A 20,520-nucleotide genomic window follows, 5' to 3' on the forward strand; every position below is an offset into this window, starting at 1 on the left:
CATGAACAAATTAACGGTACTTTCTTTGGCAGTAATGGTCGCGCTAGCAGGTTGCTCGAGTGACGATAACAAAAATGAAAACAATATTATCGCAGTAGATAACGCTATTGCAGTGGGCTCTGAGCAGTGTATTAATGGCGGTGTAGAGACGCAAGTAGGCGCAGATACCAATAATAACGACGTGCTAGATAGCGACGAAGTTAACTCAACTAATTTAGTGTGTAATGCACCTGCAACGTCGTTAACTACCGAGCAGTTAGCCTCACTCACTAGTAATACTTGGTTTAGTGAAGCACAAACAAAATTAGGTGCTGCACAAACAGCCAGTAGCAACATTGTTACTGAATCAGGCAAAGCTAAAAACGTAATTTTATTTGTGGGCGATGGTATGGGTATTTCTACCATAACCGCAGCACGTATTTTAGCGGGTCAGTTAGAGGGCGAAATGGGTGAAGATCATCAGTTAAGCTTTGAAACTATGCCTTTTTCGGGCTTTGTAAAAACATACAACGTAGATGCGCAAACGCCAGATTCGGCAGGCACTATGACCGCAATGGCATCGGGCGTTAAAACCGATGCAGGCGTTATTGGTATTGATGAAGCGGTTGAACGTGGTAATTGTGCATCAGGCAAAGGGCACGAACTTGTTTCCTCGTTAGAGCTTGCTGAAATTGCAGGTAAAGCAACAGGGATTATTTCTACAGCGCGTATTACTCACGCAACACCAGCTGCAACGTATGCTAAATCGGCAGAGCGTAACTGGGAAGATATCTCCGATATGCCAGAAAGTGCTGCAACGTGTGAAGACATTGCATCGCAACTGGTTAACTTTGAAGCCAACTTAGAAGCACGCTTTAGTGGTGTTGATATAGACGGTATTGACGTAGTTATGGGCGGCGGTCGTCGTCACTTTTTACCAAAAGATGCCGCGTTTAATTCAGCCGATGCAGTAAGTGCTGTTGAAGGGGATCGAACAGATAACCGCGACTTAACCGCAGAGTGGAAAACGCAATATCCAAATGGCACTTACGTAATGGATCAAACCGGTTTTGATGCAATAAGTGACGACGCCACTAAAGTGTTTGGGTTATTTAACGAGTCCCACATGCAGTACGAAGCTGACCGCGCAAACGATGTAGCAGGCGAGCCTTCGCTTTCACAAATGACCGAAAAAGCAATAAATGTGCTTGATAACAACGAGCAAGGTTTTTTCTTAACGGTTGAGTCGGGTCGAATTGACCACGCGCATCATGCGGGTAACGCTTATAACGCGTTAAACGACACTATTGAGCTTGCTAAAGCCGTTAAAGTGGCGATGGAAAACACCAACCCAGAAGAAACATTAATAGTTGTAACTGCCGATCACAGCCATGTATTTACCATTGCCGGTTACCCTAAACGCGGCAACCCAATTTTAGGTAAAGTGGTTGCAGTAGGCGCTACTGAGCCAAGCTTAGCTGCCGACGATATGCCTTATACAACGGTTGGTTACACCAATGGTGGTGGCTTTAGAAACCTAGGTAGCGAGACCGATGCCGATGCAGGTTACGCCTTTGTACCTGTTACAGGGCGTGTTGATTTAACTGATGTTGATACAACAACACCTGGTTTTCATCAAGAAGCACTGGTACCAATGGGCTCAGAAACACATGCAGGTGAAGACGTAGGCGTTTATGCAATGGGACCAGGTGCACACTTAGTAACAGGCACAAACGAGCAAAGCTTTTTGTTCCATGTAATGGACTTTGCCGCTGACTTTGTAAAAACAGCAGACGAAAAACTAGCGCAATAAATACCGGCTAGTTATAAATTTAGTTAAATATATCTAAATAAAAAACCCCGCACACTTTGCGGGGTTTTTGTCATTAAACTGACATTTATAATCGTTATGTTATTGCCATAAACTTGAAATATAAATAAGAGATAGCTAAATGAAAAAAGCGTTATTAATAATTGCCACGCTTGTAAGTACAAGTAGCTTTGCCTCGCAATGTGATATTGATGCCAAGCATTTAAAAGCGGATTATAAAATTACCAACAGCCATAAAGCGCAGCAAAGTAGCGAGTCACTTACCCTTTGGCGAAACAACCAGCAAGTAGCGCATCAAAGTGAAGTAATAACCGAGCTTTGGCAGCACTTAGCCAATAATCAAATACGCCCAATACGTTACTTTAATGCCCAGCAACGCGGCATTGAATACCAACCATCTGAAGTACGCGGCGTACAAAATTGGAGTGCTAAAAGTCAGCTGGTGGATAACCACTTAATCGAAAAAATGACCTTATTAAGCACACAAGGCACAGGCTGCGGTGAAGTAAAAAACTATACACTGAGCGAAAATGGCAACGACTTTTACCTTGCCTTTATTACGCATTCAAAATTAGTTAAAACATTTAGCATTAGTAATAAAAAAAGCCAAACAACTACCTTGCTAAGCCTTAACAATGTAAGCACTGATGTGCCATTAATTACTGCTCAATTTGCACAGTGGGATCGCTTTCAAACCACCGATTACGCCGACATTGGCGATAACGAAGGCGACCCATTTTTAGCTAAAATGATAAACCTTGGTTTTATAGAGCACAGTGCAACTGGCTTTTATAACCAGCAGGGCGAGGCTATTCAAGGCGGGCACCATCACTAGATTTTAGCATTTTTAAATGTAGTAGCTCATAGCTGAAAGAATGAAAGGCTATGAGCTAAATGTAACACTGAAAGAGCTACCCTAAATTCCTGCCACAGATATAACCTAATCAAATACCTTTTTTCGTATTTTCAAAGTTAACATATCGACGGCGGTTCTTTTTTGATAAAACAGACGTTACTTAATATCGGTACGCGACCAAGATTTAAAGCCTCTTTGTAATAAAGCTAGAGTCTCATTCATTAATGATATTAGCTTGAGTTAATGGCTCTTTGCTTCTTTAAAAGGACGATATAATGGAAACTAATCCTATATAAAGAGGTTATTTAGTTATGGAAAAGTTGATTATGAAACTACTAAGCGTAGTGAGAGTTGAGAATGTTTCAACGGTTACTGTTTGTATTTGTCTTGTTTTATTAGTGTTTAAATTAGGGTGAAAAAATGGATATTGATGAGTTGACTGAATTAGTGAAAGGGAAAGTTTTTTTTGCAGGCGCTTATAAAAATACATCTTGAAGATGTAGTGGAAGTGAGAGAAATTTTAAAAGCTTCTTATAAACATAATGAGTTTCCATACTACGCAAAGCTTGAACATAGCTGGAATATGCTAGAGAAAACTCATTACATAATGTAATTGAGTGTGAACTAGTAGAAAGTAATCTATTAAACAGCTTTTTATACTTCATAGAATCTGGGTTTTATCCACCCCCCGAGTTATTAATTATTGTCGCAAGTTGTTTTCGAGCTCATATGATTAGCGGAGGGAAAACTAATTTATCTGAAGATTTCTTCGGGAAAAATAATCAGTTTGAGCATTGTATAAACGTGTCTAAGATTACTAAGTATATGGATTTTGAATTAAAATTGGTTACAGATAAGAAGGAATCATTGAAGGTTGTTGCGGAACAATACTTACTAGAATGCTCAGAAAAAAAATAATAACACATTCGGTGAAAATACTGATGTTGAAAGCTTCTTAAGAGGTTATCGTCGTTGGAAAAATGATCCAAAAAACAAAAATATTATTAAAAATTATTTAGGGATTGAATGTTCGTCGCAGTGCCAGCTACAGGCTTAATAGAGCGTTTAGCAATCATATCTCAAGTTTATGTGCTGCAAGCTATTGCCAACAGCACAAATATAAAAGCCTTAACACTACTCCAAATGAGAATCATCAGGCTTTTTGGGTCTATCAGCTAGCTCTGTTAAGCCGTCTTCGCAATCACCGCTGTCGCAGGTATTTAAATCGCTTTGTGCTTGTTTATCTTGTTGCAGAACTTGTTTTAAATCTTCCATGCGTTGGCGCACGGCTACGCCGTAGCTGGCGTCGTCGCCCCACAGCTCGGCAAGTTGCACAACCGCAGCGCGGTCGTGGTCTCTAAACAGCTTACCAGCACGCTCTGCATCTTGCTTAGTGTTACCTAGTAACTCGAGTGCTTCTACGGCAAGGTTAATAGCTGAGTCGACTGTTTCGCGGTTAAACGCATCTACTTTTAAATTAAGTAACTGATACGCATGGCGGCGGTCGATTGCGCGAGCAACAATTTTTAACTGCGGGTAGTTTTTATGCGCGAGCTTAATTATCTCGATAGTTTTATCGGGGTTATCAATTGCAATTACCAGCATTTGCGCGGTGTGCGCGCCTGCGGCTTCAAGGAGTTCTTGGCGTGCGGCATCGCCATAAAATACAGTATTGCCAAAACGGCGTAGTAATTCTATTTGGCTAGGGCTGTGATCAAGTACGGTAATTTCGTAGCCTTGCGCGTGCAGTAAACGCCCCATAATTTGGCCAAAACGTCCGTAGCCCGCAATAATTACGTGCTTAGCGGTGTTAATTTGCTCTGGCTTATCAAACTCAGGCGGAGCACTGCTGCTGCGTTTTTGTATTTGCTCATCAACCATAAGTAGTAACGGCGCTATTAGCATTGATACCGCTACAACTAAGGTAACAAGGCTGGTTTGCTCGGGCGTTAAAATACTTAAGGTGGTGGTTACGCTTAAAAGTACAAAGGCAAACTCACCCCCTTGGGCAAGCGCTAAGGCAAATAATAACTGCTGTTTACTGTTAATTTTACAGGTAACGGCAAGGGCAAATAAAATGCAGGCTTTAACTACAATAAGTAAAACCACTAAGCCAATAACAGTACTAAACTCGTTAAATAGCAGTTCAAAGTTAATTGATGCGCCAACAGTTATAAAAAACAGTCCTAAAAGTAAGCCTTTAAAGGGTTCTATATCGGCTTCTAATTCGTGTCTAAATTCACTCTCGGCAAGTACAACGCCTGCTAAAAAAGTTCCCAATGCAGGCGATAAACCAATACTTTGCATAACCAGTGCAATAGCGACCACTAAAAACAGTGCAAAAATAGTAAATATTTCACGCATGTGCGTTTGGGCAATGTATCTAAATAACGGCGCCGATACATATTTACCGCCGGCAATAATAGCGGCAATAACCGCAACCGATACACATACTTGTTGCCATACAGGCCAGCTTGCAATAATCGAATCGCTGATTTCTTTTGTGCTAGTTTGCGGGGCAAATGCGAGCAGTGGCAATAGGGCTAAAATAGGGATAATTGCGATGTCTTGAAACAGCAATACCGAAAAAGCGTTTTGTCCGGCTTCTTGCTTTAGCCAACCTTTTTCTTCAAGGCTTTGCAGTACAATAGCGGTAGAGGAGAGCGCGAGCATTAAACCAATGGCGAGTGCGGTTTGCCAATGCATGGCAAAAAACCAATAACAAAATGCAAATATAGCCGCTGCCGATAACACAACCTGTAAGCCGCCAAGCCCTAAAATAGAGTGGCGTAATGTCCATAAACGCGAAGGTTGTAGCTCAAGGCCCACTAAAAACAGCATCATTACTACGCCAAATTCAGCGAAGTGCATTACATCTGTTTGATCGCCCACAACACCCAGCGCATAAGGGCCAATGAGTATACCGGCAATTAAATAACCTAACACTGAGCCAAGTCCGACTCGTTTTGCAATAGGGACAGCTACAATGGCTGCTGCTAAGTAAATTAAAGCAATTTCTAACACGCGTTTATCCTAATAACATCAAGGCTTTTAGAATGGCTTAGCTGCTTATAAAATACAATGGATTATATGGCTCAAAGTTGCTTATTTACAGTAGCTATAACACTAATGGTTATAACTACTGGGCTAAAAATAGCACTTTATGTTGAAGGGCTTATTTGGGGGCTAAATATTACAAATACTTATAATTGCTGAGCTTGGTTGGCCTGAATCAGAATGGTAAATAGTAATGTTTGAGCTGATTGTATTTTCAACGTTTGTTTCAATTGCTGTTACTTCAAATTCGGCAGATGCAGGTAGGTCGATATCCAATTCGCTATCGAGGTAAGTACTTCCGCTTTTTTGCAAAGTAAGTGGTTTTGTTTGATCAAAGCTAAATTGAAAGCTATCTGACGCTAAAAGTGTATCTACCATGTTAAAGCGTAGGTTAACTGTGTCGGGGCCTGAAAACTCAGCACACACAAATACCGAAACCTCAACAGCTTGTAAAACGGGCATGCTATTTTGGCCTATATCCACAGTAAAGTTGCCTTGCGTAATAGCTACAGAGTTGTATTCCCCTGCTGCAATCCTTTGATCTGCTGTTGTTATCGTTATTTTTTCACCTTGCGCTAAATTAACCTCTTCATCAAAAAAGCCATTTGTATTGGTGCTGTACTGCTGTCCATTAATTGTTAGCTGTGCATTGCTTATAGCCGCTTTTTGCACATTAGTGAGTTGCCCTTTAATACGACCGGTAAGTTGTGCAGAGTTAGTTACTGTAATTGAAAATTGCACACTTTTTGAAAAGCCATCAGCATCAGTTGCTATAACGGTTAGCGTGTAACTACCTGTCATATCGGCGATAAATTCGGTAATACTTTGGTTTGCATTGCTTAAGCTGGTGCTCGAGCCTGATGGGGCTGATAGTGTCCAAGCGTAATCGAGAGTGGTTCCTTCTGGGTCGTAACTTTGGCTTACATCAAATTTAACTGCATTGCCCACTACATCGTAGCGTGATTGCTCCCCCGTGAAGCTAATTACTGGCAATGCGTTTTGTATTACATCAATTGTTAGGGTTTTTGTGTCAGAGAACTGCACGCCATCGTTAGTGCGTAACGAAATAACAACTTGCCCCTCTACTGATGCGCTAAACGTTGGTTTTGATATTGTATTACTGCTAAGCGTTGCTTGGCCTTGCGACGAAATGATTTCCCATTGGTAACTTAGTGGCTGGCCTTCTGGATCGTAACTAGTTGAGGCATCAAGTAAAACTTGTTCATCAACCGTTATAGAGGTTTCATAAGTTACCAAAGTAACAGGCTTTTTATTGCTACTGGCATGCAGTGCTGAGGTTGCTTGGTTTGAACTTAATTGCCCATCAGACACTGTAAGCCTTACAACGTAGTCGCCTTCTTTATCGGCAACAATAGAGGGCGTTGCTGATGTGTTGTTAGTTAGTTGTGATGTACTATTTAAAGGCTTGGCTTGTAACTGCCAGTTATAACTCAGCGTATCTCCGTCTGGGTCGCTACATTGTTGGCACTGCAAAGTGGTTGATTCGTTTAACGTAATATCACGTTCGGATTCAAGTGTTGCAACTGGGGCTTTATTACTTGTGGTAACAGTTAAAATAACTGATGCGGTATCACTTTCGCTTTGTTGATCGGTAACAGTGAGTGAAAGCGAGTAATCTCCAGCTGTTGACGCTGAAAATCCAGCGGTATGATTTTGCATGTTTGAAAGAGCCGGCGTGCTGCCCTGGGGTTTTGATGTAATTGCCCACGCATAACTAAGCGTATCGTTTTTATCGGGATCAGTGCTTTGGTTACCATAAAGTGTAACAACTTCATTTGGGGCAATTGTTTTATTTTCTACGTTAATAACCGCTTGTGGTGATGAGTTAGAATTAAGCGATTCACTTTTTATGAGTACGACAGTGCTTGCTGTATCACCTTGTGAATTAGTAACGGTAAGCTCAACTTTAAACTCGCCTATTTCGTCTGCAACAAACTGGCTTTTTACTTGAGTCGCATTTTCAAGCGTTGCATTACTTGCTACGGGCTTGGTAATAAATTGCCATTTGTATTGATTAATGGCGCCGCTGGTTGTGCTACTTTGCGCGCCATTTAAAAGCACAACATCACCTTGTTTAACGGTTTGTGTGCTACCTGCGTTAGCAATTAGTTGGGTATTTGCAGTAACGGTGAATTGTTTTTGTGCAGGTGTGCTTGAAAGCTTGCCGTCATTCACGGTTAATACTAATTGGTACTCTTGTGCTTCAGATACTGAAAACTCAACGGTACTTTCATTATTAACCGTAATCGGTATTTCTACTTGCGCATTTTTGCTGGTTAATTGCCATTGATAGGTGAGTGCATCGCCATCGGGGTCACTACTTTGTGCTGCGCTAAAAACGAGGGTGGTATTTACTTTAAACCCCGATTGCTCGGTGGTAATAACCGCAATAGGCTTTGTGTTAGTGCTGAGCGGTTTAGTTACTGTTTTGGAGTCTGAACCTCCAGAGCCACAAGCTACGAGGGTGAATAAAGCAGTAATTAAAATTAATAACTTCCATTTCATAATATTAATATGTACCTAAATTAGCTATAAAGCAAAAAAAATAAATCAAATAAGTAAACTTTCATTATTTTAGGAAAGAGTTAACGCGAAACAGTGTTGCTTTTAAATAACTTATACTTTGAGGGGAGTGCTTTATGCCCAGATTGAGAGGGCATAAAGTATATAAAATGGTAGTTAAATAACCTGAACTCTGGATAATAAATCTATCTCGAGCAGCTATTTTCAGCGCTAACTGCGTTGAATTTACTTGCAATAGGCCAGCTATTGACGCGTAAATTCGCCTTGTTTTCACTGAAAACCTCTGGCTAGAGAAAATAAATTTAAATATCATGATGATTCAATATGGTAGTACATCTCTTAACCAGAGTTCAGGTTAAATAAAGTTAGTCAGCTACTTTTACTGAACCGCTAATATTATCGATACTTACATCGCCCGAGCCCGACTCAGTAATAGTCAGGCCCTTTGCATGATTAACGCGAATATCACCCGAACCGTCTTCAATTGTTACGCTTGAACCAATATGCTCAATAAGCAGGTCGCCAGAGTTATCATCAACATTAACTGCACCGCTAATATGGCTTATTACTATATCACCCGATCCATCTTCAACGTTTAGCGAACCGGTTATGTTGCTCACGTGCATTTCGCCAGAACCATCGTCAATAGTTGCATTGCCACTTACGTTGTTTATATGAATACTGCCAGAGCCGTCGGTTAATTCTAAATTATCTGCGATGTTTTCAAAGTTTACTTCACCTGAGCCATCGTCAACAGTTAGGTTTTTAGCACCGCTTATAGTTAAATTTCCTGAGCCGTCTTTTACATCAATATTGCTTTGCATAGCATTTATTAAAATGTCGCCAGAGCCATCATCAATATCTAAATTTAGATTACTTGGCACAGTAACCACTAAATTAATACTTGGAGATTGGCCACTGTAAAAGCTAATACCATTACGACTTTTATTTTGGGCAACAAGCTTTGCCTGTTTACCGTCTTGCTCTAGCGTTAGTTCGTATTCGTCTTCAATGTCGGCTGTGTAAATAGTGGCATCAACACTGATGCTGGTGGCCGTTTTTGAGCCTTTTATTTCAAGGCTACCTGCACCGCTTAATACATTTAAATACTCAAGATTATTGCTTGGCAGTGGTAGCTGTTGAGTTTGCTTTACTGAGGCAACGCTTGGCGATATGTGAAATACACAGCCACTTAATAATAAAATGCCGCCAACAAGTGAAAGTGGTTTTGTAATGCTTAATTGTGTTGATGAGCTCATGTTTAGTCCTTTGGTATTTATTGTTTGTATTTATATAAACAATATAGAGCAAAAATGAGGCCGAAATGTAAGCTATTGTTTTATATAGGGTGGTTGTTTTTTATGAAAGTTGAAATACTAATAAGTGGTTAAAATAACTAATTATTAATATAAAAGGATGCGCGATGCATCCTTTTATAATTGCTCAGCTTTTATTAGGGAACTAATTAAAAGCTGTAAGTAATATTACCGTATAAAAAGCGTCCGTCTAATCCGTAAGGTGCATACGGGGTGTACGGGAATATTTGGCCAAAGTCAGAGTAACCAATGTTATCCACAGTTGCTTGTGGGTATTGATCGAATAAGTTGTTTGCACCAACGGCAAATTTCCAATATTCGTCTGGACGGTATGCCACTTCTAGGTCGGTGATCCACTTAGGGTCTAGGTATTCATCGCGATCAGCTGTGGTTGATATATCAGCGACTTCACCATAACGTGTGGCACGAAGCGTTGTTTGCCATTCGTTAAAGTTCCACACTGCTGATAGATTCCATTTGCTATCTGGCGTGCCTTCTTCAAAGCGACCTACTTCACGACGTGCAAACACTACGTAGTCGTCACCTAGTGAGTTAAGTTCGCTTGGGTTGTCGTTTACGTGTGTTACTTCGGTGTCGTTAAAGTTAGCGGCTACGTTTAGGCGTAAGTCACCTAAATCGCTTAAATCTAAGTTGTAAGTAGCAACAATATCAACACCTTGAGTACGTGAGTCGATTGCGTTAGTAAAGTAACGTACGCTTTCTGTATTTAACTCACCAGCATTTTGCAGTATTTCTACTACGGCATCGCCTTCTAGGTTTTCAGACAAAACAATACGGTCATCAATATCAATGCGGTAGGCATCTACTGTTAGGCTAAAGCTGCCTTGCGTGTACATAAAGCCCGCTGTTACGTTTACAGATTCTTCTGCGTCAAGCGGCTGCGCACCAAGTGCTTGCGCTGCGGCTGAATCGGTTGGGAATAAACCAACTTCAAATGGTTGGTTGTTCTCAAGTACAGTAGAGATTTGGCGGTACGAGCTTTGCGCTAAAGATGGCGCACGGAAACCTGTGCTAATTGCACCGCGCAGTGATAGGTTTTCAGTAATGCTGTAACGCGAAGCAAGCTTAGAAGTAAATGTGTCACCAAAGTCGCTGTAATCTTCATAACGACCCGCTAAAACTACGTTCCATTTTTCTGTTAAGTAGGTATCAAACTCAACAAATAAAGCGATGTTATGACGGCTTTCGTCAGTCGCACTTTCTGGTCCAAAACCAGCAAGTACTTGCGCGCCACCGGCTGCAATTGGGTTGCCGTCGCTGTCAAGTGCGGTGATGTAAGACGCTTCTTCGCCTTCTTCAATTTTGTAGCTTTCGTGGCGGTATTCAGTACCTACGGTAAAAAATACGTCATCTGGTAAACCAAAATCTAGAACTGTATTTGCCGTAGCGTTAACTAAAAACTGATCGTAAACCAGTGCGCCGTTGTCAAATTCGGTTGGGCTGTCGGCACCTAGCGATGTATTAATGCTATTTACAACGCCAAAGCCAAAGTCGTTACGGCCGTAGTTGGTACTTACATCCCAAGTCCACTCGCCTGTTTCGCCTTTTAAACCTAGTGCAAATGAGTAATCTTGTACATCGGTTTCAATTTGCGGCAAAAAGCCGTCTGGGTATACTTCTAACACGTTGCGGTCGTCTTTTGCACGGCGGTAAAAACCACCTGAATTACCTTCGCGTTTTGAGTAACTACCAAACGAGTATAGGTTTAAGCCATTATCTAAATCGTAACCCATGTTGTAAAACAAAGCGTAGTCTTCAAGGTCGGCTTTACCAAAGCGGTGGTTGTAACGGTCGATAGTAAACTCGCGTGGGTCTAAGCTGCCGTCATCAAGTTTGGCGTATTGTGGGCGCGGGTCAAAGCCAGAGCGTTGAGTTGAGTCGTTATCGCGGTACTCAATAGATACGTTTACAAAGCCGTTATCAGATAACGCAAAACCAGAGTTTGCACTAACAGTGCGTGTTGCGCCGTCGTTTACTTCTCTATCGCCGCCGGTATTAAATGCAAGGTTACCGTTTGCATCTGCGTAGGTGCTTTCTAGCTGAGATACGCCAGCCATTTGTGTATCGTATTTACCGTACGTTACGCTTACGCTACCGCCTTCTGAGGCATCTTTAAGTACAATGTTAATTACGCCTGCAATGGCGTCTGAGCCGTACTGCGCTGCAGCACCGTCACGCAGTACTTCAACACGTTTAATAGCTGAAGTTGGAATCATGTTTAAATCAACAGCAGTAGAGCCACGGCCAACAACACCCGCTAAGTTTAATAACGCGCCTGCATGGCGGCGTTTGCCATTAATTAGCACTAGGGTGTGATCGGGTGCTAAACCACGTAAAACAGCTGGTTTTGCATGGTCAGTACCATCACCCATAGTGGCACTTGGGTAGTTAAAGCTAGGTACTTGGTTTGCTAGTATTTGGCTTATTTCTAGCTGACCCGTACTTTGCATATCACCGCTGGTAATAATATCTACAGGTACGGTACTTTCGGCAATACTACGTAAACTTCTACGTGTACCAGTAACCGAAATGACTTCAATACTTTCTTGAGCTTGTGTGTCTTGCTCAGCAGCAAACGCTGGTGAATAAGACGCGCTAAGCGCAGAGGTAACGGCCAGACTAAGTGCTACTTTTTTGGCTGATAATTGCTTTAACATGATGTTGATTCCCTTGAGGGCTGCTGACTATTGATTTTTAGAAGGAGCGCATCATATAGAAGCGGCTACCCTAGTGCAAAGATAAAAACTATCTAAGATATTCTAAGTTGTTAACACATAAGGTCAGTGTTTACGAACGATAGAGACGTTTGGATCGTTTCAGTTGCAATCTTGTGTCGAATGGTTGCGAATTCAAGGGGAGCGTGGATAAAAGTTATTAAAAAAGTAAAAAGGCCAAGCAAGTGCTCAGCCTTTATAAGGTGCTAACCTACGTGAATAAAATTATTCAGGGGCAACTTCAAGCGTTGTAAATAATGCATAACGTCCTGCATCTACGCCTTCTTCATTTACGGTAACCTTGTTAGAGGTTTCGATTAGGTATAGGCCTGGCTCTTTCCACGTAATTGTAAACATACCGTCTTTATCGGTCGTTACTTTTACTTCGCCACGCTCGTTACGGTAACGAGTGTCACCTTTTAAAATACTTACTTCAATGCCTTCACCAGCAGATTTACCATCTTGTAGTAACTGAAAACGTGCTTGTTCACCTACAAATAAATCGTTTGGATGCGTTGGACCGCTAAGCTCTAAGCCTAAACCTAGCTGTGCAGGTTTTGAGGTGCCATTTCGGCTTACAAATGTATCTACTGTTGAAACAACCTTCGTTGTCGTTACATCTTTTGCATTGCTAGGTAACTCGGCTTCTGTTTTTTTACCAAATACGCGCTTGCGCTTACCTTCTTCGTTTTTATAGAAGGTCATGTACATTGGCTTTTGGGTCATTGCAATGTGGTAAGTGCCTTGCTCTGTTAAGCTTACCGCAGCTGAGCTTTTACGCTTTAAGTAATAAGCACGAATGGTGTCGCTTACTGGCTCACCATTAGGCGCAAGTGCCATTAATAATGTGTCGTCGTACTCGGCGCCTTTTTCTTTAGGCTTAAAGGCTTTGTCTGGTGCAAACATTTCGTTAGAGATACTAGCGTCAATCATTACGTAATGCGCTTTATCGCCTGATAAAGATGTATGCGAAGGTAGTAACCAACGTCCGTGTGCACTTGCTGAAGTTGACACTAAAGCAGATAAGCTCAATGCGCCGATTAATGCCGTTTTTAATAAATTAATTTTCATTGTATTTCCTTAAATTCAAATGATTAAGTAGCAGCTACTTAGTGCTTACAGTGACGAAGCTTTTAGAAAACTCGTTTTTACCATCAATTGTTAGTTTGCCTGATTTAGTTAAATCGAGCTCAACGCGGGTGTAGTCTCTGCCGCCTTCTTCGCGTACAACTTCAATATTTAGTAAGTATTTACCTGGTTTTACTGGGTTACCGTCTAAATCATTACCTTGCCAATTTATGGTGTAAGTACCTGCGCGCTTGGTTGCGCCGCTAATGCCGTCAAAGTTGGCATCGCTTTTACCAGCTTTACGCCACCATTGGCGTAAGTCTTTAAACCATTCTGCTTTTTGCACCCAAAGTGCAAGCGTTGTAACGTGTTTGCGTTCTGGTGTTTCAAGCCAAACTGCAACGTATGGGCGGTGATACGGTTGTACTTCTAAGTCAGGAAGCGTTAATTCAACTTCTAGCTGTGGTGTTTTTGCATGCGCCGTTGTTTGAAAAAACGCAGCTACGAGCAGTAATGCGGCGCTTATAAATAATTTAAATTTAACCATTAAGACACTCCTTTTATTTGTGGAACCCAACATAAATAAATAACCAGTGGAGTTGCCACTCCTAGTACGGTTATCCATATTCCTGCTAAGCGTTTTTTTCTATTTTGAAACAAAATAATCATGCCGGTGATGGCAAATAAAATCATTAGTATGGCAGATATATCAATTACCCAACTCCATACTTCACCGCTGTGGCGGCCTTTATGTAAGTCGCCAATAAGGCTTAAAAAACCACCTGTTTGGTAATCAAGATTTAGCTCGCCAGTTGTAAAATCAAGCTCTGCGTAGGCAAACCCAGCAGGCAGTGGGTAGTCGAGCATGACAAGCGCGTCTTCTTTTTCCCACTCAATGCTTTTTACTTTTGTAAGTGCATATTGCTCGGCTAGGTAAGCTTCTATTTCAGGGTAAAGCGTTGGCAGCGTATTTAGCTGCTCATTCGCTTTGGTAACTAGCTCTGCTGGAATTACCGCCGTTACTTGGCCATTATTTTTATCGTTTTTAAGCCAATCAATATGGTTGAGCACAATGCCGCTAACGCAAAATAAAATAAGCAAAAAAAACAAAGCTGTAGAAATATAAATATGTAGAGCACGGCTTGTGCTATACAAAGCCCGCTTGTTAATAAACGACATAAAAACAGTAAATAAATTAAATTTACAACATGATAATGATTTGCATTAGCTATTACAAATTTACTTACTTATCTTTACATAAAAACTTTAAAACAAAGGCGGTAAGCAGGTAAAAAATGAATATTTAATGCTTAGGAGGGCTGGAAGGTCTTAAAATAAGGTAAATCATTACCAATACTTCTATTACTGCAACGAGATAAATAACCCAAATAGGGGCGGCTGAATACAGTAAAAATGTAAATCCAATTAACATGCCAATGGCGGCGTAGCATTTGGCTTTTACAGGCACTACTTTATGGGCTTGCCATTGCTGCAAAGTTACACCGTAACGAGGGTGGTTTAACAGCCATTGTTCAAGCGCGGGTGATGAGCGAGTAAAGCAGGTGAGCGCTAAAATAAAAAATATAGTGGTAGGCATGACCGGCAGCACAATGCCAATAATGCCCAAGGCTACAAGTATTAAGCCAAGTGCTTTAAACCATAAGTTTTTATAACAAATAAACACTGCTTTTATATTCACTTAGGCTCTTTTTAGTAATGGCTGATACTTTGGATTGTAGGCCAAATAGTTATAAAATCGAAGTGTAAAAACATAAAAAAGGGCAAACTAAGTTTGCCCTTTTAAATTTATAAAATAGGTTTTACTTATCTAGAAGTAGTAACCTACGTTGATGTTAAAGCGACGCTCTGTATCGCCATCACCAATAATTGTTCCGCCAATAAATGGCTGGTTACGTGCTTGAATAAAGTCAAAGTACGTAAATAACGGGCCTGCTGATACGCTCATACCTGTTACGTTCATCCATGTATCTGCACTGTCGTCAGATTTGTCGTAAATGATGCCGTAATCGTTGTAAAACTGTACGCCTGTTATAGGGCCTAAATCAACCGATAGATCGTAAGCTACGTTAAAGTTAGTCATGGTAGCTTCGCTTGATACGGTGTCGTAGTAGTCAAACGCACCTACAACAAAGCGGTTGCTGTTGTCGTCTAGATCGTAGTCGTACTCACCGTGCTGAAATTGAATATTCCAGTTATTAATTTGGCTGTTTACGTGGAACGCCCATGCGCCGTAGTTACCTGCACGGTCGTTACCATCATGTAAGCCACCGCTTAATAGTGATACACCCACATCGGTTTTAGCGTTTTCGCCATGCTCAATTTGGTACACCGTACGAGCTGCAAATGTGTTGTATTCACCAAGGCGAGAGCCAGGTGCATCGTATGTGCCTTCGGTTGTTGCACGGCTACCAACTATATCAAAAGAGTAACGCTCGTTAACTTCAGAGCTGCCATCAACGCCGCCTACTTCATCATTTTTGAAAAAGCCTAGGTCTAGTTTCCAGTTATCTTTTAGTTTACGGTTTACTGTTACACCCAAATCAAAGTCGTCTTCTAGGCCAACATAGTAGTTAGTGCTAAAAAAGTAGCTGTGTGAGTTGTATGGGCCATTACCAAAAGGGACTGGTGCAATACCTGCTTGTGCTTCCCAGCCATCAGTAAATTCGTAACCTAAGTATGCATACTTAACAATGGTCATGTAATCGTAAAAGCGAAAATCACCATTAACAGAAATATCGTTTATTTCGCCAGATAAGTTAATGCGAAATACTTCGAAGTCTAAGTCGCCGCTACGATCTTGAGTGTCTTCATCGTATGAATTAGTGCTGTAATTAAAACGCACTGCGCCACCAATTTTAACACCTTCGTCTTTTTTCTCAGATTCAGCGGCAGCAACAACAACTTCTTTGTTATCAGCTTTTTTACTAATTTTTGCAACTTCTTGCTTGTGTTGCTCATTAATTTTTTGCTGTTTTGTTTTTTCATCAGCTAACTTATTTTCAAGCAGTTGCATTTGTTGCTTTAACTGCTTAAGTTGGCTTTGTAACGTGTCTAGATCATCAGACGCATAAGAAGTACTTGTAACACCACCTAGAACTAGTGCTAGTGTTAATTTTGAGAGTTTAGTCATAATTGCCGCTCAGATTTTGATTAAAAAATAAAAAATTCAAGACGTAAAAAAACGCCTTACGTTTAGGGTAAGTACAAAAACTATGTATTTTTTTTATTATTTATTCTTTAGGAGCTTGAGTAAGCGCACCAACTTCTAGAAGGGGCGATGCATCTAATTTATCTGCATCCATCATTGCGGCTACACGCTGCATTGATGAGAGTAAAAGGCTCTGTTCCCATTCAGCAAGTGCAGAAAACTTTTCAATAAAGTGTTCTTGCAATGGCTGAGGTGCTTTATCAAGTAACTCTTTTCCTTTATCGGTGAGGTATAAGCTCACTCTGCGTTTATCCATTTGACTGCGTACGCGTGTTACTAAGTTTCTGCTTTCTATTCTGTCGAGAATATTGGTGACCGTTGCTGGGCTTAAATTTACATTTTGAGCAATACGGCTCGCCGTTATTCCATCGGTTTTTTGCACTTCTTGCATTATAAGCAATTGTGGGCCAGTTAAACCCGAAGTTTTATTTAGCTGCTTAGAATGTAAGTCAATCGCGCGGATAACTTTACGTAAAGAAACCAATAACTCGTCATATTTTTGCATTTGCTTATCTCGTCGATGGGGCGGTAGTTTGCCGTAATCGCGAAATGTTACACATCAAATAAATTGAATTCAAATAATATATTGTACTTTAGCCCGCTTTTATTGGTTTTTAATAGTTAGAGCAGTAACTAATGTAAAATTATATTGTTTAAATATTGGTAAATTTTCTTAGCACCTTGTGTGCATTAAGTTGCGCACAGTACGTATGTTGTGAATAATTGGCAAGTCTTATTGTATAGACTTTAGTATTATTCATTTACAGCTGTTAGTACAAAGTAATTGTTTGTGAGTTTACTGTATATGTATTAATCGGCAATGAACAAATTCAGCAATCAATATTTAATATCAATAGCGTATACTTTAAGCATGCATTATTGTTTAGATGTAAACATTAAAAATCTTTAGTATCAGTATTATAGGGGAAGGTATGAAATTATCGCCATCAGTTAGCATTGAGCAAAGCGAATCCGGACTTGAGTTTATTAAAGTAGCTAGTGAAAAGTGCGACGCAAAAATATTTTTGCAAGGTGGGCAAATTACCGAGTTTATCCCTAAAAATAACAAGCCACTTATTTGGGTTTCACAAGAGGAAACCTATCAAGAAGGGGCGAGTATTCGAGGCGGTATTCCTATTTGTTGGCCGTGGTTTGGTACACACGCTAATGATGGGTGGCCTGCCCACGGTTTTGCGCGCACAAGCGTATGGCAAGCCGATGAAGTACACGAATCTGATGAGCAAATTACAGTTAGTTTAAAGCTCCCCATGAAACTTGTTCATACAACGTATTGGCCGCATCAGTCCGCATTAAAAGTTGAGTTTATATTAAGCGATAAATTACAGGTTCGCTTAACGACCACTAACTTAGGAAGTGTGTCATTTAGCTTTACTCAAGCACTGCATACCTATTTTCCAACCTCAGATATTACAAATACCCATGTTGATGGTTTGCAAGGCGCGCAATATATTGAGTTTAGTGAAGGGCCATTTGTACAAAATGATGTTGTAAGCTTTAATCGCGAAACCGACATGGTTTATACACAAGCAAGTACAATGCAAACCATTTATACGCCAGAGGGTGTTATTAATGTGAGCCGCGAAAACTCAAGTTCGTGTGTACTTTGGAACCCGTGGATAGAAAAATCAAAACGCTTATCTAACTTTGCTGACGATGAATATAAAACAATGCTCTGCCTAGAGGCCGCTAATGTACTGACAGATAAAGTAACGCTTGAGCCAAAACAAAGCCACACCTTAATAACCACCATTAGTTGGTAAGCTAGTCATAATTAAAGCAGAAATAGGGACAAATAGTGTTTAACAATCAACAAATAATGGATTTACCAAAGCATAGTGATATTAGCTTTAAGCCATTGGCCGATAAAGCCTTATTACATACACAACTTAGCTCGCTTCTGTTTTATATACCGCTAATTGGAGCGCTTATTGCTGTTTGTTATTTTAATGAAGCCTTTGCTAATAATGCACAAACGTATTTGCTAATTGGTATGCCAATTTTGGTGGCCGTATCTATGGCGTACAATATAATAAGTGTGAGGTTGCGAGGTTTTGCAGTGCGAGAACATGACATTGCTTTTAAAAAAGGCGTTATTTGGCAACAAGTGACGGTATTACCTTTAGCGCGCGTACAGCATATGGAAATACACCAAGGGCCAATAGAGCGAAAACTTAGCCTTGCAAGCATTAAATTATTTAGCGCTGGTGGTGTAAGTGCCGATTTACAAATTAGTGGGCTAACCCATGATGATTGTAAAAATATGCGCCAATTTGTACAAAACTACCGCCAAGACGACGCAACTACTCAGGCAGCTTTAGTCGATGAGTAATACAACTATCGAAGATAAAGCCAGCCCTATTTACTGGCAAAAAGTATCGCCCTGGGCACTTTTATACTTTGTTGTGCACTTTAGTGTGCGCTTTGTAAAAGATGGCCTTTTAAACTTACTACCTATGCTTGTCGTGTTTGTTACTCAAGTAGAAAATAAATTGTTTTGGGCGCAGGTTGCAGGCGGTATTGCACTAATTTTGCTACTTGTTTACTCATTTTTATATTATTTAAATTTTAAGTTTAGTATTAGTAGCGACAACGAAATATTGCTTAACAAAGGTGTATTTAAAAAAGAGCGACTTACGCTTAAATTTGGCCGTGTGCAAAACGTTAATATTGCCGAGCCGTTTTATTTTACCCCCGTAAACTTAGTTAATTGTATTTTTGATGCCGCTGGCAGTGTGTCGCAAGAAGTTGTTTTACCTGGTGTCACTAAAGATTATGCACAGCAAATGCGTAAACAAATATTTGATTTTAAAGCGCAGCAACAGCAAGAAGCACCAAATACTGAACAAAGCGAAACAGACACTATCGAAAACAGCCTAAGCATTAGCAATAAAGAAATAGCCAAATTTGGTTTGATGTCGAATATGGCCATTTTTGCAATGGCTGCTTTGGCCCCTTTTATAAACCTAATTGTTGATTTTTTAGAGAAGCAAATTATTGCGAAAGTAGAAGGCTTTTATCAACAAGAGCTTGGTATGCTGGCAAGTGCTGCTACCTTTGCGATGATCACCTTAATTGTTTTGTTAGTTGTGGTGGCTGTAATGCTATCGGTGACTATGTCGCTTATTCGCTTTTATAACTTTGAGCTTTATTTTAAAGGTCAAAAGTTTAAACGTATTGCTGGCTTGTTAGAGCGCCATCAGCTTTCTATGAGTATGGATAAAGTACAATCTATTGTTATAAAGCAAAACTTAATGGGGCGATTACTAAAGCGATTTACCGTTGAGTGTTTACAAGCAAGTAGCGGCGGAATAGCAGCCGGTGTGGCGGCTAAAAAAAATAAACAAACGTTAGTATTACCTGTATTAAATAGCGAACAAGTTGATAGTGTATGCCAATGGATTTACCCGTGGTTTAATAGTAAAAAACTCGCTTTTAAGCGCGCAGAACGCGCGCTTTTGTATAAAAATTTAGGCTTTTATTCACTGCTACCCAGTGCACTCGTGTTTGGCTTTTGTTTTATTGCTGATATTAATACTTTGATAAGCCTTGGTGTTTTGGTGGTGTTTTCTGGCTTGGTTACTTTGTCGTATCAGCGTTATGGTTATTACATGCATGAGGATAATGGCCGATTTTACATGGTTGTACGCAAAGGTATGATTGGCGTTCATTACCGTGTTTTTGAGCTTTATAAAGCGCAAAGTGCGCGCAGTATAAGTACGTACTTAATGAGAAAATCAGGCTTAAAAAGCCTGTATATACAACTTGCTTCAGGCTTTGCATTTATGCCCTATATAAAGCAGCAAGATGCTGACTTTATTATTGATTTTACAATTAAGCAGATTGAGTCAGATACTCGCAGCTGGATGTAAATTACCCTAATAAAG

General features: G+C 40.4%; 15 protein-coding genes. 5 read left to right on the forward strand and 10 right to left on the reverse strand.

The genetic code is table 11. The features are described 5' to 3' along the window. The first annotated feature begins 1 nt into the window (after position 1). Both I6F10_RS14765 and I6F10_RS14770 read left to right on the forward strand, forming a co-directional pair. Positions 2 to 1,792 (forward strand): alkaline phosphatase, encoded by a 1,791-nt coding sequence (locus I6F10_RS14765; protein WP_197099069.1) that lies wholly within the window; start codon positions 2 to 4, stop codon positions 1,790 to 1,792. Positions 1,793 to 1,931: 139 nt separating this feature from the next. Further along, positions 1,932 to 2,645, forward strand: coding sequence for a hypothetical protein (locus tag I6F10_RS14770; RefSeq protein ID WP_197099070.1), 714 nt, complete (start codon positions 1,932 to 1,934; stop codon positions 2,643 to 2,645). A 1,155-nt stretch (positions 2,646 to 3,800) separates the two neighbouring features. On the opposite strand, the gene I6F10_RS14775 is transcribed toward I6F10_RS14770, so the two are convergent. The 10 genes from I6F10_RS14775 to I6F10_RS14820 all read right to left on the reverse strand — a co-directional run bounded on the left by I6F10_RS14775 (position 3,801) and on the right by I6F10_RS14820 (position 17,120). After that, positions 3,801 to 5,690 carry a monovalent cation:proton antiporter-2 (CPA2) family protein gene (locus I6F10_RS14775; protein WP_197099071.1) on the reverse strand — a complete coding sequence of 630 codons (1,890 nt, stop codon included), beginning with the start codon at positions 5,688 to 5,690 and terminating at the stop codon, positions 3,801 to 3,803. A gap of 162 nt (positions 5,691 to 5,852) precedes the next feature. Beyond that, positions 5,853 to 8,249, reverse strand: coding sequence for a PKD domain-containing protein (locus tag I6F10_RS14780; protein WP_197099072.1), 2,397 nt, complete (start codon positions 8,247 to 8,249; stop codon positions 5,853 to 5,855). A gap of 383 nt (positions 8,250 to 8,632) precedes the next feature. Further along, positions 8,633 to 9,526, reverse strand: coding sequence for a hypothetical protein (locus I6F10_RS14785; RefSeq protein WP_197099073.1), 894 nt, complete (start codon positions 9,524 to 9,526; stop codon positions 8,633 to 8,635). Positions 9,527 to 9,732: 206 nt separating this feature from the next. Next, a complete protein-coding gene (locus I6F10_RS14790; protein WP_231619973.1) occupies positions 9,733 to 12,261 on the reverse strand; it encodes a TonB-dependent receptor in 2,529 nt (842 codons plus the stop codon). Between the two features lie 282 nt (positions 12,262 to 12,543). Continuing rightward, positions 12,544 to 13,389, reverse strand: coding sequence for a DUF4198 domain-containing protein (locus tag I6F10_RS14795; protein WP_197099074.1), 846 nt, complete (start codon positions 13,387 to 13,389; stop codon positions 12,544 to 12,546). Between the two features lie 34 nt (positions 13,390 to 13,423). Further along, positions 13,424 to 13,933 carry a DUF2271 domain-containing protein gene (locus I6F10_RS14800; RefSeq protein WP_024596098.1) on the reverse strand — a complete coding sequence of 170 codons (510 nt, stop codon included), beginning with the start codon at positions 13,931 to 13,933 and terminating at the stop codon, positions 13,424 to 13,426. Beyond that, on the reverse strand, positions 13,933 to 14,565 hold the full coding sequence (locus I6F10_RS14805) for a PepSY-associated TM helix domain-containing protein (RefSeq protein ID WP_193226744.1): 633 nt from the start codon (positions 14,563 to 14,565) through the stop codon (positions 13,933 to 13,935). Before I6F10_RS14805 ends, I6F10_RS14800 begins: the two co-directional genes overlap by 1 nt. A gap of 124 nt (positions 14,566 to 14,689) precedes the next feature. Beyond that, positions 14,690 to 15,085 (reverse strand): YbaN family protein, encoded by a 396-nt coding sequence (locus I6F10_RS14810; RefSeq protein ID WP_002960192.1) that lies wholly within the window; start codon positions 15,083 to 15,085, stop codon positions 14,690 to 14,692. Between the two features lie 129 nt (positions 15,086 to 15,214). Next, positions 15,215 to 16,537, reverse strand: a complete 1,323-nt coding sequence (locus tag I6F10_RS14815; RefSeq protein ID WP_002960190.1) for a hypothetical protein — start codon at positions 16,535 to 16,537, stop codon at positions 15,215 to 15,217. 100 nt (positions 16,538 to 16,637) lie between these two features. Next, on the reverse strand, positions 16,638 to 17,120 hold the full coding sequence (locus I6F10_RS14820; RefSeq protein ID WP_002960189.1) for a MarR family winged helix-turn-helix transcriptional regulator: 483 nt from the start codon (positions 17,118 to 17,120) through the stop codon (positions 16,638 to 16,640). A 427-nt stretch (positions 17,121 to 17,547) separates the two neighbouring features. Between I6F10_RS14820 and I6F10_RS14825 the strand changes: the two genes are divergently transcribed. The 3 genes from I6F10_RS14825 to I6F10_RS14835 are packed head-to-tail and all read left to right on the forward strand — an operon-like array spanning position 17,548 to position 20,505. Continuing rightward, positions 17,548 to 18,396 (forward strand): D-hexose-6-phosphate mutarotase, encoded by an 849-nt coding sequence (locus I6F10_RS14825; RefSeq protein ID WP_165743235.1) that lies wholly within the window; start codon positions 17,548 to 17,550, stop codon positions 18,394 to 18,396. A gap of 35 nt (positions 18,397 to 18,431) precedes the next feature. Beyond that, positions 18,432 to 18,965, forward strand: a complete 534-nt coding sequence (locus I6F10_RS14830; protein ID WP_165743236.1) for a PH domain-containing protein — start codon at positions 18,432 to 18,434, stop codon at positions 18,963 to 18,965. Beyond that, entirely contained in the window at positions 18,958 to 20,505 is a 1,548-nt protein-coding gene (locus tag I6F10_RS14835) for a PH domain-containing protein (protein ID WP_165743237.1), read from the forward strand. Before I6F10_RS14830 ends, I6F10_RS14835 begins: the two co-directional genes overlap by 8 nt. Positions 20,506 to 20,520 lie beyond the last annotated feature (15 nt).

It is taken from the genome of Pseudoalteromonas sp. SWYJZ98 (assembly GCF_015864495.1).
Lineage (GTDB): Bacteria > Pseudomonadota > Gammaproteobacteria > Enterobacterales > Alteromonadaceae > Pseudoalteromonas > Pseudoalteromonas distincta.

Bases quoted from the DNA above. Each gene is read 5' to 3' on its own strand.
- I6F10_RS14820 (WP_002960189.1), bottom strand. From the start codon at position 17,120: ATGCAAAAATATGACGAGTTATTGGTTTCTTTACGTAAAGTTATCCGC.
- I6F10_RS14835 (WP_165743237.1), top strand. From the start codon at position 18,958: ATGAGTAATACAACTATCGAAGATAAAGCCAGCCCTATTTACTGGCAA.
- I6F10_RS14790 (WP_231619973.1), bottom strand. From the start codon at position 12,261: ATGTTAAAGCAATTATCAGCCAAAAAAGTAGCACTTAGTCTGGCCGTT.
- I6F10_RS14815 (WP_002960190.1), bottom strand. From the start codon at position 16,537: ATGACTAAACTCTCAAAATTAACACTAGCACTAGTTCTAGGTGGTGTT.
- I6F10_RS14785 (WP_197099073.1), bottom strand. From the start codon at position 9,526: ATGAGCTCATCAACACAATTAAGCATTACAAAACCACTTTCACTTGTT.
- I6F10_RS14805 (WP_193226744.1), bottom strand. From the start codon at position 14,565: ATGTCGTTTATTAACAAGCGGGCTTTGTATAGCACAAGCCGTGCTCTA.
- I6F10_RS14800 (WP_024596098.1), bottom strand. From the start codon at position 13,933: ATGGTTAAATTTAAATTATTTATAAGCGCCGCATTACTGCTCGTAGCT.
- I6F10_RS14780 (WP_197099072.1), bottom strand. From the start codon at position 8,249: ATGAAATGGAAGTTATTAATTTTAATTACTGCTTTATTCACCCTCGTA.
- I6F10_RS14765 (WP_197099069.1), top strand. From the start codon at position 2: ATGAACAAATTAACGGTACTTTCTTTGGCAGTAATGGTCGCGCTAGCA.
- I6F10_RS14770 (WP_197099070.1), top strand. From the start codon at position 1,932: ATGAAAAAAGCGTTATTAATAATTGCCACGCTTGTAAGTACAAGTAGC.
- I6F10_RS14795 (WP_197099074.1), bottom strand. From the start codon at position 13,389: ATGAAAATTAATTTATTAAAAACGGCATTAATCGGCGCATTGAGCTTA.
- I6F10_RS14825 (WP_165743235.1), top strand. From the start codon at position 17,548: ATGAAATTATCGCCATCAGTTAGCATTGAGCAAAGCGAATCCGGACTT.